The organism is Ancylobacter rudongensis (genome assembly GCF_900100155.1).
Taxonomy (GTDB): domain Bacteria; phylum Pseudomonadota; class Alphaproteobacteria; order Rhizobiales; family Xanthobacteraceae; genus Ancylobacter; species Ancylobacter rudongensis.
Map to the genome: position 1 here is coordinate 437,222 of NZ_FMTP01000003.1, position 15,611 is coordinate 452,832.

Annotated in this window: 17 protein-coding genes; 2 read left to right on the forward strand and 15 right to left on the reverse strand. The window is 70.6% G+C overall.

Going from position 1 to position 15,611, the window contains the following annotated elements:
* Position 1 precedes the first annotated feature (1 nt).
* From ybeY to BLO63_RS10215, 11 genes are all read right to left on the reverse strand, one after another.
* Positions 2-529 (reverse strand): rRNA maturation RNase YbeY, encoded by a 528-nt coding sequence (ybeY, locus tag BLO63_RS10165; protein WP_091439856.1) that lies wholly within the window; start codon positions 527-529, stop codon positions 2-4.
* Entirely contained in the window at positions 526-1,548 is a 1,023-nt protein-coding gene (locus BLO63_RS10170) for a PhoH family protein (protein ID WP_091440414.1), read from the reverse strand. The genes ybeY and BLO63_RS10170 overlap by 4 nt, the downstream gene beginning before the upstream one ends.
* Positions 1,549-1,646: 98 nt before the next feature.
* Positions 1,647-3,071, reverse strand: coding sequence for a tRNA (N6-isopentenyl adenosine(37)-C2)-methylthiotransferase MiaB (miaB, locus tag BLO63_RS10175; RefSeq protein ID WP_091439859.1), 1,425 nt, complete (start codon positions 3,069-3,071; stop codon positions 1,647-1,649).
* A gap of 262 nt (positions 3,072-3,333) precedes the next feature.
* Positions 3,334-4,107, reverse strand: a complete 774-nt coding sequence (gene olsA / locus BLO63_RS10180) for a lyso-ornithine lipid O-acyltransferase (RefSeq protein ID WP_091439860.1) — start codon at positions 4,105-4,107, stop codon at positions 3,334-3,336.
* Positions 4,108-4,111: 4 nt separating this feature from the next.
* The gene (locus BLO63_RS10185) at positions 4,112-4,579 is read right to left on the reverse strand and encodes a Fur family transcriptional regulator (protein WP_091439863.1); all 468 of its coding nucleotides are present in this window, start codon (positions 4,577-4,579) and stop codon (positions 4,112-4,114) included.
* A gap of 93 nt (positions 4,580-4,672) precedes the next feature.
* Positions 4,673-5,179 carry a GNAT family N-acetyltransferase gene (locus BLO63_RS10190; RefSeq protein WP_091439865.1) on the reverse strand — a complete coding sequence of 169 codons (507 nt, stop codon included), beginning with the start codon at positions 5,177-5,179 and terminating at the stop codon, positions 4,673-4,675.
* Entirely contained in the window at positions 5,176-5,859 is a 684-nt protein-coding gene (gene tsaB, locus BLO63_RS10195) for a tRNA (adenosine(37)-N6)-threonylcarbamoyltransferase complex dimerization subunit type 1 TsaB (protein WP_091439867.1), read from the reverse strand. The genes BLO63_RS10190 and tsaB overlap by 4 nt, the downstream gene beginning before the upstream one ends.
* Before the next feature lie 93 nt (positions 5,860-5,952).
* Positions 5,953-6,507, reverse strand: coding sequence for a NifU family protein (locus BLO63_RS10200; protein ID WP_091439870.1), 555 nt, complete (start codon positions 6,505-6,507; stop codon positions 5,953-5,955).
* A gap of 137 nt (positions 6,508-6,644) precedes the next feature.
* On the reverse strand, positions 6,645-7,142 hold the full coding sequence (locus tag BLO63_RS10205; RefSeq protein ID WP_091439872.1) for a universal stress protein: 498 nt from the start codon (positions 7,140-7,142) through the stop codon (positions 6,645-6,647).
* A 36-nt stretch (positions 7,143-7,178) separates the two neighbouring features.
* Positions 7,179-8,210, reverse strand: a complete 1,032-nt coding sequence (trpS, locus tag BLO63_RS10210; RefSeq protein WP_091439874.1) for a tryptophan--tRNA ligase — start codon at positions 8,208-8,210, stop codon at positions 7,179-7,181.
* A gap of 116 nt (positions 8,211-8,326) precedes the next feature.
* Positions 8,327-9,871 (reverse strand): lipid II flippase MurJ, encoded by a 1,545-nt coding sequence (locus BLO63_RS10215; protein WP_091439875.1) that lies wholly within the window; start codon positions 9,869-9,871, stop codon positions 8,327-8,329.
* A 268-nt stretch (positions 9,872-10,139) separates the two neighbouring features.
* Between BLO63_RS10215 and BLO63_RS10220 the strand changes: the two genes are divergently transcribed.
* A complete protein-coding gene (locus BLO63_RS10220; protein WP_091439878.1) occupies positions 10,140-11,138 on the forward strand; it encodes an adenosine kinase in 999 nt (332 codons plus the stop codon).
* A gap of 153 nt (positions 11,139-11,291) precedes the next feature.
* Here the strand turns inward: BLO63_RS10220 and BLO63_RS10225 are convergent, their stop codons facing one another.
* Genes BLO63_RS10225 through BLO63_RS10240 form a run of 4 tightly spaced genes read right to left on the reverse strand, consistent with a single transcriptional unit; the run spans position 11,292 to position 14,148 of the window.
* A complete protein-coding gene (locus BLO63_RS10225; RefSeq protein WP_091439880.1) occupies positions 11,292-11,999 on the reverse strand; it encodes a DUF2076 domain-containing protein in 708 nt (235 codons plus the stop codon).
* Positions 12,000-12,027: 28 nt separating this feature from the next.
* Positions 12,028-12,747: a Bax inhibitor-1/YccA family protein gene (locus BLO63_RS10230; protein ID WP_091439881.1), complete on the reverse strand. Its 720-nt coding sequence runs from the start codon at positions 12,745-12,747 to the stop codon at positions 12,028-12,030.
* Positions 12,748-12,776: 29 nt separating this feature from the next.
* A complete protein-coding gene (locus BLO63_RS10235; protein ID WP_091439883.1) occupies positions 12,777-13,577 on the reverse strand; it encodes an anti-sigma factor family protein in 801 nt (266 codons plus the stop codon).
* On the reverse strand, positions 13,561-14,148 hold the full coding sequence (locus tag BLO63_RS10240) for a sigma-70 family RNA polymerase sigma factor (protein ID WP_091439884.1): 588 nt from the start codon (positions 14,146-14,148) through the stop codon (positions 13,561-13,563). Before BLO63_RS10240 ends, BLO63_RS10235 begins: the two co-directional genes overlap by 17 nt.
* A 296-nt stretch (positions 14,149-14,444) precedes the next feature.
* On the opposite strand from BLO63_RS10240, the gene BLO63_RS10245 reads away from it, so the two are divergent.
* Positions 14,445-15,596 (forward strand): M20 aminoacylase family protein, encoded by a 1,152-nt coding sequence (locus BLO63_RS10245; RefSeq protein ID WP_091440416.1) that lies wholly within the window; start codon positions 14,445-14,447, stop codon positions 15,594-15,596.
* The last annotated feature ends 15 nt before the right edge of the window (positions 15,597-15,611 follow it).

The window sequence follows — 15,611 nt, forward strand, 5'->3', positions numbered from 1 at the left end:
TTCAGTTGATCGGGTCAGGGGTGAGAACGGGTTCGGTGTCGGCATAGGGGTCGGCAATCGCGAGATCGGCGAGCACGCGGCGCTCCATCGCCTCCATCTCCTCGGCCTCTTCCGCCACCTCGTGGTCGTAGCCGAGCAGATGCAGCGTACCATGGACCGCAAGATGCGCGAGGTGGTCGGCGAGCGGCTTGCCCTCCGCCTCCGCCTCGCGGGCCAGCGTCTCATAGGCGATGGCGATGTCGCCCAGATGGGGATCGCCGCCGGCGCGCGCCACCTCGGGGGTGGGAAAGGACAGCACGTTGGTCGCGTAGTCCTTGCCGCGCCAGTCGCGGTTGAGCGCCCTTATGGTGGCGTCGTCGGTCAGTTTCACCGCGATCTCGGCGCCGTCCACGTCGATCTCGTACTCGGTCATCGCCCCGGCGCAGGCCGCGTTGACCGCCCGCACCACCAGCGCCTCGGCATCGGCGAGCGACGCCCACAAGGCGGCCTCCACCAGCACGTCGACCTCGATGCGCGGCGCCTGGCTCATCGGCGCGGCAGCCCGGCGGGGGCCGCCGCCCGCGCCGCCGCATCCTTGTTGTCATAAGCGGCGACGATGCGGCCGACCAACTCGTGGCGCACCACGTCGGCGGCGTTGAAATGGCAGACCTCGACGCCCTCGACATCGCCCAGCAGCCCCACCGCCTCGGCAAGGCCCGAGGTCTGGCCCGGCGGCAGGTCGATCTGGCTGGGATCGCCGGTGATGATCATGTGCGAGTTTTCGCCCAGGCGCGTGAGGAACATCTTCATCTGCATCGAGGTGGTGTTCTGCGCCTCGTCGAGGATGACGCAGGCATTGGCCAGCGTGCGCCCGCGCATGAAGGCCAGCGGCGCGATCTCGATCTCGCCCGAGATCATCGCCCGCTCGACAAAGGCGCGGTCCATCAGGTCATGCAGCGCGTCATAGATCGGGCGCAGATAGGGGTCGACCTTCTCCTTCATGTCGCCGGGCAGGAAGCCGAGCCGCTCGCCCGCCTCCACCGCCGGGCGGGAGAGAATCAGCCGGTCGACCACGCGGCGCTCCAGCAGGTGCACGGCATAGGCAACCGCCAGCCAGGTCTTGCCGGTACCGGCCGGGCCGACGCCGAACACCAGCGTCTGGCGCTTCAGCGCGCGGATATAGGCGTCCTGCGCGGCGGTGCGAGCCCGCACCGGGCGGCGGCGGAGCTGGATCTCGTCGAAACTCTGCTTCTTGGTGGCGGGGTCGAACTCGAATAATTGCCCCTGCGCGGCGGCCTCGCGCATCACGCCCTCGACATCGCCGGGCTGCAGCTCGCCGCCCTTCTTCAGCCGGGCATAGAGCGTTTCCAGCACATGGCGCGCCTGCTCGCAGGCCTCGCGCGGGCCTTCCAGCGTGACATGGTTGCCGCGCTGCTCGGCGACGATTTCCAGCCGCCGCTCGATCAGAGCGAGGTTCTGGCCGTAATGGCCGAAAAGCTGGCTGGCGATGCGGTTGTCGTCAAAGGCGAGGACGATCTGCCCGGGCGCATCGTCGCCGGACGCCTCCATCCAGCGCGCGGGCGCCGGCACGGGGCGCGGGGCCGCGCGCGGGGAGGCCAAGGCACGTTCGCTCTCGCTACCAGATCCGCTACCAGGTCGACGCACGCTCACGCCTCCAGCTTCTCGCTCTGCCCGATGAAACGCGATTCGCGCGCCGGTCGTTCATTGAAGAACTCGCCGCCGCGCAGCTCGCCTGTGAGATTCTTGGTACTGACCTCGCGCACCAGCGCCTGCGCCAGCGTGCCGATGGCCTCCCTCGGCCCCTCGACGACGATGGACTGGAGATAGGGCGAGCGGCCGATGAGCTGGCCGGGGAAACGGCCCGGCTTCTCGATCAATATGTCGAGGACCCGGCCACGGCAGGCGACGTCGAACGCCGTCTTCTGTGCGTCGAGTAGGGCCTGCAGCGCATGGATGCGCTCGGACTTCGCCTGTTCGGGAACCTGCCCCTCCATGCCGGCCGCCGGCGTGCCGGGGCGGGAGGAATATTTGAACGAAAAGGCGGAGGCGAAGCCCACGCGCTCGACGAGGTCCATCGTGTCGGCGAAATCGGCGTCGGTCTCGCCGGGAAAGCCGACGATGAAATCGGAGGAGAAGGCGATGTCGGGCCGCGCGGCGCGCACCTTGGCGACGATCTCGAAGAACAGCTCGCGGTCATGCTTGCGGTTCATCGCCGCCAGCACGCGGTTGGAGCCGGACTGCACCGGCAGGTGCAGATAGGGCATCAGCGCCGGCAGGTCGCGATGGGCGGCGATCAGCTCGTCATCCATGTCGCGCGGGTGGCTGGTGGTGTAGCGCACGCGGGCGATACCCGGCACCTCGGCGATGCGGTGGATCAGCTCGGTCAGGTTGGCGCTGCGGCCGGCGGCGTCGAGCCCGTGATAGGCATTGACGTTCTGGCCGATCAGCGTGACCTCGCGCACCCCGGCCTCGGCAAGGCGGATCACCTCGTCGAGAATCTTCGGCAGCGGGCGCGAGACTTCCGCCCCGCGCGTATAGGGCACGACGCAGAAGGTGCAGAACTTGTCGCAGCCTTCCTGCACGGTGACAAAAGCCGCCGGGCCGCGCTTGTTGATCGCCGCCCGCGTCGGCGGGGGCAGGAAATCGAACTTGTCCTCGACCGGAAACTCGGTCTCGACAATGCCGGCGCGCCGGTTGCCGCCGCGCCGCTGGGCGTCGGCGACCAGTTCAGGCAGCTTGTGGTAGCTCTGCGGGCCGACAACGAGATCGACGCCGCGGGCGCGCTTGAGGATTTCGGCGCCTTCCGCCTGCGCCACGCAGCCAGCGACCGCCACCATCTGCTGGCGCCCCGCCACCTCCTGCGCCTTCTTCAGCCGGCCAAGCTCGGAATAGACCTTCTCGGCCGCCTTCTCGCGGATATGGCAGGTGTTGAGAATGACGAGATCGGCGTCGTCGGGGCTGTCAGTCTCGACATAGCCCTCCTTCGCCAGCGTGTCCGTCATGCGCTGGGCGTCATAGACGTTCATCTGGCAGCCGAAGGAGCGGACGTAAAGCTTGCGCGTTTCACTCATTGCGTGTCGATCGACCCGTGCCGCACGGCGTCCGGAGACGCGGCGGCCCTCTGCGTTGGCAACCCGAGGGCACGATGGGCGCGCGCTCGCAAGGCGCCCTCATCCATTGCCGCCCGGTCCCAGCTCGGTATCGCGCAGGTCGAGATCGTCCAGCTCTCCAGAAGTGGCGCCCAGAGCTTCTGTGTAACGGGATTCCCGCCAAAAGGAAATGCGCCGGGGCCTTCCCCGCGGGCGCAAAGCCTTAAAAGCCGCAACTTATCCCTCAGCCCGGTCGCCCGGTAAGGGCCTGCGCCAACAGGGTACGCACCGCACGCTCGGCCTCCTGCGCCGCCGCCTTGCGCCCGCCCGCCGCCAGCGTTTCGCCGAAGCGCAGTTCCACCTCGACCCCGCCGCTCCGCAGCACCTCCATCAGATGCGGGGCGAGGTCCATGTCGCCATACCAAGCGAGGCGCGGGCGCCCGGCGCGGCCGAGCGGCAGGCCGGCAAGGCCGACATAGGCGATGGCGAGCGGCTGGATCGTCGCCGCCGGCCCTTCCGCCTCGCCCAGGCTCTGGCGGGCGGCGCCGACCAGCGCCGAGCGGAAGGGCAGCACCCGGTTGCCGTCGCTGGAGGTGCCTTCGGCGAACAGCACCACCGGGTCGCCGTCATTCATCCGCGCCGCCATCTCGCCGGCGACGCGGCCGGTGGCGGTGCGCGAGGAACGGTCGACGAAGATGGTGCGCTGGAGCCTGGCCAGCAGCCCGATGCCGGGCCAGCGGGCGACCTCGCTCTTGGCGACGAAACACAGCGGCAGGCGCCCGCCGAGCACCGGAATGTCCAGCCAGGAGGTATGATTGGCAAGGATCAGCAGCGGCCGCGCCGCCGCCGGCGCGCCGACCACCTGCACCCGCACCCCCACCAGCGCCAGCACGATGCGATGATAGAGCACGGGCAGGGTCCGCCGGGTCGGCAGGCGCAGCGCGAGCGAGAGCCATTGCAGCGGAATACCGATGAGCGTGACGAGCACGACCGGCACGATCACCAGCCAGGCCCGCATGCCCTCACTCCTTCCGCGACGAATCGGACGCCGTGGGGGTTTCCGTGCTCGTCGGCGTGTCGAGCGGCACGCCATAGAGTTCCAGCCGGTGGCCGATCAGCCGGTAGCCGAGCTTGCGGGCGATCTCCTCCTGCAGATGCTCGATCTCCTCGGAGCGGAACTCCACCACATGGCCGCTGCGCAGGTCGATGAGATGGTCGTGATGCTCGTCCGGCACCGGCTCGTAGCGCGAGCGGCCATCGCGAAAGTCGTGGCGGGCGATGATGCCGGCATCCTCGAACAGCTTCACCGTGCGGTAGACGGTGGAGATGGAGATGCGGTCATCCACGGCGATGGCGCGCCGGTGCAGTTCCTCGACATCGGGATGGTCCTGCGCATCGGCGATGATGCGGGCGATCACCCGGCGCTGGTCGGTCATCCGCAGGCCCAGCGTGACGCAGGCTTCCTCAATCGCGGTCGGCTTGTCGTTCATTCCTCGGCCTGCTTCCTTAAGCCCGCATCGGCCGGTCTTTCCGCGCCTGTCCGCCTTATGGCGCAGCAAAGCCGGCAAGGGCAATGGTTTCTCTCAGGCGATGTCGCGCCGCATGGTCAGCGCCGCCACCGGCGCGCCGGCACTGTCGCGATAATAGCCCGGGCGCCGGCCGATCTCGCGAAAGCCGGTGCGGGCATAGAGCTTCAGGGCGGCAGCGTTGCCGTCCTCGACTTCCAGGAACACGGTGCGGTAGCCCTCCGCCGCCAGCGCGCCGAAGGCGGCCTGCACCAGCTTGAGGCCGATGCCGGCGCCGCGCCGCCGGTGGTCGACGGCCACCGAGAGTATCTCCATTTCCGGCGTCACCCCGCTCAGCAGGATGAAGCCGACCGGCGCCCCGGCCGGGCCGTCGGTGGCAACAAGGCCGCGGGTCAGCCGGTTGGCAATGAGGCGCTCGAACTCGGCGGCGTCCCAGCCAAGCCGGAAGGACTGGGCGTGAATCCGCGCCAGCGCCTCGGCATCGCCGGCGCGCAGGGCGCGCAGCGACACCTCGGATGGGCGCCCGCCCGTCATCCAGCCAAGCCATGCCGGCAGCCCGGTCATCGACGGGCAATCCGCCCGCCGGTCTGCGGCTTGGCGTCGGCATCGCGCAGATAAAGGGGCTTGGGTTCGGAGCGGGAGGGGTCGGCGACGCTGGCGATGCGGGCGAGCCATACCGGGTCCGGCGTCGCGGTGGCCCGCACCTCGACCGGGGGCTGCGCGCCGGACGGCCAGGCATCGGCGAGCAGGCCGGCGCCGGAGCCCACCAGCCGCACCGGCCCGTTGGCGACCGAGCGGGCGGCGTCCTTCACGCTCATCACGCGGGGACTCACCAGAATCCGGCCGGCCGGGCCGATCATCTGCAGATAGACATTGCCGTGGCGGGCATCGATGGCGGCGGCCACCGGTACCGCGTCGTCGCGCGCCAGCAGCGGCGCGGCCAGCACCGTCAGCGTCGGCAGGCCCAGGACGGGCTTGCCGGTGGCGAGGCCGAAGCCGCGCGCGGCGGAGATGCCCACCCGCAGCCCGGTGAAGCTGCCGGGGCCGACCGTGACGGCGAAGAGGTCGATCTCGCTGAAATCGGCCCCGGCGCCGGCCATCACCCGCTCGACCATCGGGATCAGCTGTTCGGCATGGCCGCGCGCCATGACGACATGTTCCACCGCCCGGGTCTGGTCGGTGGCCATGTCGTGCAGGGCCGCCGAACAGGCTTCAAGCGCGGTGTCGATGGCAAGGATAAGCATGGGCGACAATCAGCAAGGGCCAGAATCAACAGGGGCGATCATGCGCCCACCATGCTCATGGTCGCCTCGCAATGGAAAGCGGAGCGCCGGCGATCAGACCGGGCGCACCTCGACGACGTCGGGCACGAAGTGGCGCAGCAGATTTTCGATGCCGTTCTTCAGTGTCGCGGTGGAGGACGGGCAGCCGGCACAGGAGCCCTTCATCGCCAGGAACACCACGCCGTCCTTGTAGCCGCGGAAGGTGATGTCGCCGCCGTCATTGGCCACGGCCGGGCGCACGCGGGTGTCGATCAGCTCGCGAATCGTGTCGACCAACCCGGCATCCTTGGCCTCGAAGAAGGCGTCGTCGGCGGTGTGCTCATGGTCCTCGGGCAGGATCGGCTGGCCGGAGACGAAATGCTCCATGATGGCGCCGAGAATGGCCGGCTTGAGATGCGCCCAGTCGCCCTGCGCCTTGGTCACGGTGACGAAATCGGAGCCGAAGAAAACGCCGGTGACGCCCGGCACCTCGAACAGGCGCACCGCCAGCGGCGAGCGGGCGGCTTCATTGGCGTCGCGGGCCTCGAAGGTGCCGTCGCCCAGCACGGAGCGGCCGGGCAGGAACTTCAGCGTGGCGGGATTCGGGGTGGCTTCGGTCTGGATGAACATGTCGGTCTCCTTGCCAACCGGGGTTCAAGGCCGCGGCGACGGGGGAATTTGCTCTTTAGATAAGCTCTCCGGTGGCGCGGGGGAAGGGGCGGGAGACTCCCCGCACCGGCGACGCCGCCTCCCGGCCGCCCACCCGGTCACGCCAGCGCGTCGATCTCGCCATCGGAGAGCGTGCCGGGCACGATGGTGATCGGCACCGGCAGGCTGGCCCACATCCCCTTGGCCAGCGAGGCGATGAGCGGGCCCGGCCCTTCCTTGCTGGTGCCGGCGGCGAGCACGAGGATGGCGATGTCCTCGTCCTCCTCGATGATCCTGTGGATCTGCTCGGCGATGCCGCCCTCGCGCACCACCCGCTCGGGATCGATGCCGGAAATGCCCTGCGCGCGGGCGGACAACAGGTCGAGCCGGGCCTCGGCCTTGTCGGTCGCCTCGGCCCGCATCAGGTCGGCGACGCCCAGCCACTGGCTCGGGGCGTCTTCCAGCTGTAGCACGCTCAGCATCACCACCCCGCCGCCGGTGCGCGCCGCGCGCCGCGCTGCGTAATAAAGCGCGCGGTCGCATTCCGGCGTGTCGTCGGCCAGCACCAGAAACTTGCGGCGGTGGCCCGGCTCGTGGCTTTGGCGCCGGCGCGGCATCGGCTTTTCCCCCGGCGACGGTTCTGACCGGGGAGGCTAGCGCACGAAGCCGACAATGTCCCGCACATTGGCCATGGTGGCATCGGCCAGCACGCGGGCGCGCGCCGCGCCGTCGCGCAGGATGGCGTCGATATGGTCCGGCTCGGCCACCAGGCGCTGCATCTCGGCGCCGATCGGGCCGAGCTTGGCGACCGCGAGGTCGACCAGCGCCGCCTTGAAGGTGGAGAACTGGCCGCCGCCGAACTGCGTGAGCACCTCCTCCTTCGGCACCGCGCCGAGCGCGGCATAGATGCCGACGAGGTTCTCCGCCTCCGGCCGGCCCTTCAGGCCCTCGGCCTCGGAGGGCAGCGGCTCGGGATCGGTCTTGGCTTTGCGGATCTTCGAGGCGATGAGGTCGGCATCGTCGGTGAGGTTGATGCGCGAGAGATCGGACGGGTCCGACTTCGACATCTTCTTGGCGCCGTCGCGCAGGCTCATCACCCGCGCCGCCGGCCCGCCGATCAGCGGCTCGGGCAGCGGGAAGAACGCCTCGCCCAGCCCGTTGGCGGCGATGGAGGGGCCGAAATCATTGTTGAACTTCTGCGCGATGTCGCGGGTCAGCTCCAGATGCTGCTTCTGGTCCTCGCCCACAGGCACATGGGTGGCGCGGTAGAGCAGGATGTCGGCCGCCATCAGGCTCGGATAGGCGTAAAGGCCCACCGAGGCGTTCTCGCGGTCCTTGCCGGCCTTTTCCTTGAACTGGGTCATGCGGTTGAGCCAGCCCAGCCGCGCCACGCAGTTGAACACCCAGGCCAGCTCGGCATGGCCGGAGACCTGGCTCTGGTTGAACACGATGTGCTTGGTCGGATCGATGCCCGAGGCGATGAAGGCGGCGGTGACCTCGCGGATCTGCCGCTTCAGGTCGGCCGGGTCCTGCCACACCGTGATGGCGTGCATGTCGACCACGCAATAGAGGCAGTCATGGCTGTCCTGCAGCGCCACGAAGCGCTGGATGGCGCCGAGATAATTGCCGAGATGCAGGTTTCCGGTCGGCTGGACGCCGGAAAACACGAGCGGCTTGAATTCCATGTCGGGACGTCCTGTGGTCTGCGCCCTGCCGTGCCGCGGGAACGTGCCCCCGGCGCGGGGGCGCTATGGCACGCATGACCTTCAGGGGCAAGTTTCTTCCGGCGTCGGCACACGCGCTATTTGCGCAGGCCCGCGCGCAGCGTGGCGCCATCGACGCCGCCCAGCGCCAGCGCGAGCCCGGCATAGGCTGCGCCCCCCAGCGCGACCAGGCCCGCCAGGGCGACAGCGGCGGCAAGCCCGCCCTGCGCCAGCACACCCTCCAGCCCTTGCCGCGCCGCCACCACCGCCGCCGCCATGGCGAGTGCCGCCACCACCAGCCGCAGCAGTCGGCGGCGCGCAGTGGGCGGCAGCACGATCAGCCGGCGCCGGCCGAGCCCTGTCGCCAGCCCGGCGAGCGCGACCAGGCTGGAGGCCAGCACCCCCAGCGCCGGCCCCGCCATGCCGAGCGCCCCGACGGCGAGAAAGCCGATCACCGCCCCGACGGGCAGGGCCGCGAGGCTGGCAAGGGTGACAAGGCGCGACAGGCCCCGCGCGAAGGCAATCGTGATCAGCACCTTCTCCAGCGCCTGCACCGGCAGGGTGAGCGCCAGCAGCGCCAGCGCGCTCGCCGTCAGTGCGCTGGCCGAGGAATCGAAGGCCCCGCGCTCGAACAGCACCACGACGATGGGGTGGGCCAGCACCGCGAGGCCGAGCGCCGCCGGCAGCGAGAGCGCCAGCGCCGCCGTGATGCCGCCGGCGCCAAGGCTGTCCGCTCCAAGGGTTGCCTCCTCGCGCCCGCTCGCCGCCAGCGCCGGCAGCAGCACCGCCCCGGCGCTGGCGCCGACCAGCCCGAGCGGCAGCTCGACGAGGCGGGTGGCATAGAACAGCGCCGCCACGCCGCCGCCGATTCCGGAAGCCGCCGCCGCCGCAATGAGAAAGCGCAGCTGCGGCAGGGCCGCCGCCAGCAGCGGCGTCGCCGCCCCGGCCAGCAGCGGCAGCGCCGCCTTCAGATCGGCGGCCGCGAGGGCAAGCCTGAAATAGCCGCGCGGCACGGCGGCAAGGTTTAGCGCGAACTGGGTCAGCGCCCCGGCGACCGCCCCCGCCGCCAGCCAGGCCAGCGCGGCGGAGGGGCTCATCGTGTGGGCACCGGCCAGCCACAGCAGCACGAGCAGCGCGATGACCGCGACATTGGCGGCGGCCGGCGCCAGGGCCGGCCGGGCGAAGCGGCCGGCTTCATTGGCGAAGGCGGCGAACACGCCAGCGAGCAGAGCGAGCGGCAGGCACACCACCGCGAGCCGCCCGGCCAGCACCGCGCCTTCCGCGCGCGGGCCGTCCAGGGCGAAGCCCGGCGCCAGCACACTCACCACGGCCGGCATGAACAGGAAGAGCAGGGCGGCAAGGGCGAGGCCGGCCAGCGCGAACACGACCAGCGTGGCGCCGGCCCGCGCGCGGCGCGCCGCCGCGTCCGGCGCCCGCGCCAGATCGGGCAGCAGCGCCGCATTGAGCGCGCCCTCCCCGAGCAGCCGGCGGGCGATCTGCGGCAAAGCGAGCCCGGCGACCGAGGCGTCCGCCACCACCCCGGTGCCGAACAGCGCCGCCACCCCGGCGTCACGGGCAAAGCCGAGCACGCGAGAGGCAAGGGTCAGCAGGGCGACGGTGGAGGCGTGGCGGAGCAGGGCCATCGGCTAGCAATAGTCGGCGGCCGGGGGAAGGGAAAGCGGCACGGAGGTTGCGGGCGGAGTTCCCGGCGCGCCGCTCCCCCTCATGGCCGGGCTTGACCCGGCCACCCAGGTCTCGGTCGAGGTCCAGCCGCAGGCCGCGCGCCTCGTCATGACGTTCCTCGCAGGTGAGCCGCGTCGCGCGCGGCGGCGCCGTTGCGGGATGGGCGCCCGTCTGCTACCGCGTGACCCGCCTTCGTCCCCGGCGAAACCTTGCGGAGAAACGCCGTCCATGACCGTCCCCCAGCTCGATGTGATCGGCTTCGGCAACGCCATTGTCGACGTGATCGCCCGCTCCGAAGAGGCCTTTCTCGATCGCCACGGCATGCGCAAGGGCGGCATGACGCTGATCGACGAGGCGCGCGCCGAGGCGGTCTATGGCGCCATGGGACCGGGGGTGGAAATATCGGGCGGTTCGGCCGCCAACACCATGGTCGGCGTCGCCGCGCTGGGCGGCAAGGCCGGCTTCATCGGCAAGGTACGCAACGACGAGCTGGGCGGCATCTTCGCCCACGACATCCGCGCCGCCGGCGTCGCCTATGCCACACCTTTCGCCAGCGCCGGCCCCACCACCGCCCGCTGCCTCATCCTGGTGACGCCGGATGGCGAGCGCACCATGAACACCTATCTCGGCGCGGCGCAGGACCTGTCCCCCGCCGATGTCGACGAGGCGCTGGTGGCAAGCGCGAAGGTCACCTATCTCGAAGGCTATCTTTGGGACCCGCCGCCGGCCAAGGAAGCCTTCCTCAAGGCCGCCGGCATCGCCCATGCCGCCGGGCGCACCGTCTCGCTCACCCTGTCGGACGCCTTCTGCGTCGGACGCTACCGCGCCGAGTTCCTGAAGCTGCTGCGCGAGGGCACGGTCGATCTCGTCTTCGCCAATGAGGCGGAGCTGATGTCGCTCTACGAGACCGATTTCGACGCCGCGCTGGCCCAGATGCGGCAGGACGCGCGCCACGCCGTCGTCACCCGCAGCGAAAAGGGCGCGCTCGCGGTGTCGGGCGGCGAGCTGGTCGCGGTACCGGCCTTCCCGGTGCCGAAGCTGGTGGACACGACCGGGGCGGGCGACCTGTTCGCCGCCGGCTATCTCCACGGCTTCGCCAAGGGTTTCGCGGCGCAGGAATGCCTGTCGCTCGGCGCCCTGTGCGCGGCCGAGATCATCAGCCATATCGGTGCCCGGCCGGAACGCCGGCTCAAGGACTACGCGGAGGAGAACGGCCTGCGGGTCTGACCCCGGCACAGGCCCCCGGCGCCGGGCGCGGCATAAAAAAACAGGCCGGTGAGGGGCCGGCCTGCTGGAGTTGGGAAGTGCCCCCCGCCCGAAGGCAGGGGGTCCATCGCGGCCCTGCCCGGGGGCAGGGATCGATCGAGGTGCGGCGCGCGCCTAGAACTCGTCGCCGCCGCCGCCGAACCAGTCGCCACCGCCGAAGAAGCCGCCATCATCGGCCGCCCCGGCATCGTCGGCGCCCGCATCGGTCGGTTCGTCGGCCGCCGCCGGCGCGTCGGCCGGGGCCTCTGCGGCATTGGCTTCGCTGCCGCCGAACATGCCGGCAATGGCGCTGCCGAGCAGCACGCCGCCGGCCACGCCCACCGCGGTCTGCGCGGCGCCGGCCAGGAAGCCGCCGCCACCGGGACGACCGAAGCCGCCGGGCGGCTGGGCACCGGGGGCTCCCATGGGCTGGCCGCCCTGCACGGAGCCGGACTGCCAGGCCGGCGACGCGCCGGCCGGAATGGCGCTGGCACCGGCCGGGGCCGCCCCCGTGCGCGGCATCGAGGGAACCGAGCTGCGACGCGCCGGCTCGCTGGAGCCGAACAGCCCGCCGAAGAGCCCGCCGCCGGCCGAACGCGCCGGAGCCGCTTCCTGCGCCTGCTGCACCTGCTGCTCCAGATCCTGGATGCGGGCCTGCGCCTGCTGCAGCGCGTAGTCCTGCATCACGATGGTCTGCGCCATCAGGTAGGGCGCCGCCGGCTGCTGGGCGACGCGCTGGGCGATGAAGCCTTCCGCGTCGGCGTCGCGCGGGCCGGACTGGCGCTCGGCCTCGGCGAGCTTGGCGAAGAGGCCGTCAATGGCCTGTCGGTCCTGGTCGTTCATGGACATGTTCCTTCGCTAATGGGGCGTCTCACTCCCGCTCGCCGGTGAAGTTCAGCAGCAGCTGGAAGATGTTGACGAAGTTCAGATAGAGCGAGAAGGCGCCGAACACGGCGAGCTTCTGCTGCGATTCGGCGTCGAAATTGTCGGCGTACTGTTCCTTAATCGACTGGGTGTCCCAGGCGGTCAGGCCGACGAAGACGAGGATGCCGACCACGGAGACGATGAACTGCAGCATCGTCGAGCCGAGGAAGATGTTGACCACGCTGGCGATCACCACGCCGATCAGGCCCATGATCAGGAACGAGCCGAACAGCGAGAGGTCGCGCTTGGTGGTGTAGCCATAGAGGCTGGTGGCGCCGAACATCGTCGCGGCGATGAAGAAGGTGCGCGCGATCGACGTGCCGGTGAACACCAGGAAGATCGAGGCCATGGACAGGCCCATCACCGCGCAGAAGGCCCAGAACATGGTCTGCGCGCTGCTGGCCGACATGGACTGCATGCGGAACGAGAAGAACAGCACGAAGGCCAGCGGGGCCAGCATCACCACCCATTTCAGCGGGGTGGAGAAGATCGGCACATACAGCGCCGGCGTGGTGCCGACGATGAAGGCCACCGCGCCGGTCAGCACGAGGCCGAGCGCCATGTAGTTGTAGACCCGCAGCATGTGGCGGCGCAGGCCCTCGTCATAAACGGCCTGGTCGACGCTCGCCGTGCGGGACCACTGGAAGCCGGAATTCGGCGTGTTCATGTCAGTCTCCTGATGAGAAGCATCTGGGTTCAGTAGAGCGACCGGGCAAGGCGCGCCGCCGCCCGGTCGAGATCATGGGTATCGGCGGCGAGGCTGCGCTGCGCGACCAGCGCATAGGCCACCTCGCCGATCTGCCAATAGGCGGCGGTGAGGTCGTCCTGCGGCACGGTGGTGGCCGGCACCACATCGAAGCCGCCCGGCCGCACCGCGAACAGCGAGGCGGTGCCGATCTCCCCGGCCTCGACGGTCATCTCCACGCTCGGGCCGAAGGTGGAGGGAAACACCTGCACGTCCTCCACCTTCCAGCCCTCCGGCAATGACGGCATGACGATGGCGGTGGCGGAGAGGATCTCGGCCGGATCGTAATGGCGCGTGCCCGGCTGCGAGGGCATGCCGGCGCGCACCAGGGCGGTGCGGTGCGAGCGCACCGCGTCCTCCAGATAGGCCGGGGGCAACCCCGAGGCGACGACGCGGCTCACGCCGAAATGGCCGAACTGCGCATTGGCCATCCAGCCGGCACCGACCAGCAGCGCCACCATGGCGGCGATGCGCAGCCGGCGGGTCCAGCGCGCCCGCGTGAGCGCGCCCTGCAGCCGCCGCGCCGCTTCCACCGTGGCGAGGCGGGCCGCTGCCGTGGAAGCGGCGCGCGGCGTCTCGGCCAAGGCGAGGCGCAGCTCGTCCCGGATGCGCAAATCGCCCATCACCCGCGAGGCCGCCGTGGGGTTGGCGCTGAGATAGGCCTCGACATCGATGCGGCGGGCGACGCTCAGCTGGTCGTCGACATAGGCCTGCAGGTCGTCGCCGGAGACGGGATCAGCGGGACGGTTCATCCGTACCTCCTACGATGCGCAAATGGTTGGGAGCCGCCGCCGTGCCGTCCTCCATCGCCCGCAGCGTGGCGCGGGCGCGGGACAGGCGCGACATCAGCGTGCCCTGCGGAATGCCCAGCGTGGCGGCGGCCTCGACATAGCCGAGCCCCTCGATGGCGACGAGGTGCAGCACGGCGCGCTGCTCCTCCGGCAGGTCCATGAAGGCGTCGCGCACCTGGGCGAGGCGCACATGGTGCTCCTGCGCCGGGGCGGTGACGCTCTCCGCCCGATCGAGGCTCTCCGCCTCGCGACGGGCCTCGGCCACGCGCGAGCGGCGGCGGTCGATGAAGACATTGTGCAGCACGGAGAGCAGCCAGCCGCGCAGCCCCGCGCCATCCTGTCCCGCGCCGCGCTGCCCCTTGCCGGGGGCGGCGCGCTCCGTGTCGAAGCTGCCGCGCCGCTCATAGGCGCGCACCAGCGCGTCATGCACCAGGTCCTCGGCCTCGACATCGTCGCGCGTCAGCGAGCGCGCATAGCGCCGCATCACACCGAGCTGGGCCGGCACGTCGAAGGGGGTCTCGTCGCGCTTCATGTCCCGTATACGGAGCCGTGGCCGTCCTTCATCCCGCGCCTCGCCGAAAATTTTTCGGCGGCGCGTCCGGCATAGCCCAGCGGCAGAGGCAGGGCCGTTCACAACAGCGAAAGCGCGGTGGGGGCGCGTGCTGCAATGCACCCATGCAGACAGGGCGCAGGCCCCCTGCCGCCAGCGCGCTTGCCGCGCCCGCCGGCGCGGGACTAACTGGCCGGCAACGGCGACCGGCGCCGGCTCAGCAGGGAGTGACGAGGGTGCAGCAGGCGACAGGCGACGGCTCCGGCATCCTTCCCGCGCTGGCGGCGCAGGCGGACGAGCTGGCGGGATGGCGCCGCGCCCTCCACGCCATGCCGGAAACCGCGTTCGAGGAACACCGCACCTCGGCCTTCGTCGCCGAAAAGCTGGAAAGCTTCGGCCTGCCCGTTCACACGGGCCTCGCCGGCACGGGACTGGTGGCGACGCTGAAGGGCAATCGCGGCGACGGGCCCGCGATCGGCCTGCGCGCCGACATGGACGCGCTCGACATTCACGAGGCCACCAACCTGCCCTGGCGCTCCGACACGCCGGGCAAGATGCACGCCTGCGGCCATGACGGCCACATGACCATGCTGCTCGCCGCCGCCCGCCATCTCAGCCAGAATCCCGATTTCAAAGGCACGGTGCATTTCATCTTCCAGCCGGCGGAGGAGAATGAGGGCGGCGGAAAGGTGATGGTCGAGCAGGGCCTGTTCGAGCTGTTCCCGATGCAGGGGGTGTATGGCCTGCACAACTGGCCGAACGCCCCCTTCGGCACCTTTCTCGGCCGGCCCGGCGCCATGTTCGCCGCCTTCGACATCTTCGAGGTGACGGTGATCGGCCGTGGCGCCCATGCCGCCATGCCCCAGCGCGGCATCGACCCGGTGCTGGCGGCGTCCCATCTCGTCGCCCAGCTCCAGTCCATCGTCGCCCGTTCGGTGAACCCGCAGGAAGCGGCCGTCGTCACCGTCACCCAGATCCATGGCGGCGACACCTGGAACGTCATTCCCGACGAGGTGGTGCTGCGCGGCACGGTGCGGACCTTCTCCCCCGAGGTGCGCGACCTCGCGGAGCAGCGCTTCCGCGCCATTGTCGAGGGCGTCTGCGCCGCGCAGGGCGCGCGGGCCGAGGTGCGCTATGACAGGCGCTACCCCTCGCTGGTGAACCACCCGGCGGAATTCGGCCACGCGCTGGCGGCGGCCCACGCCACGGTGGGCGCGGCGGTGGACGCCGATTTCGAGCGCATCATGGCGGCGGAGGATTTCGCCTACATGCTGGAGGCGGTGCCGGGCGCTTATCTCTGCCTCGCCAGCGGGCCGGGCGCCAACCTGCACAATGCCGCCTATGATTTCAACGACGCGCTGCTGCCGGTGGGCGCCAGCTACTGGGTCAATCTCGTGCAATCGCTGCTGGGGCCGGCGGCGCGCGGGTGACGCCTTGAGAGTACG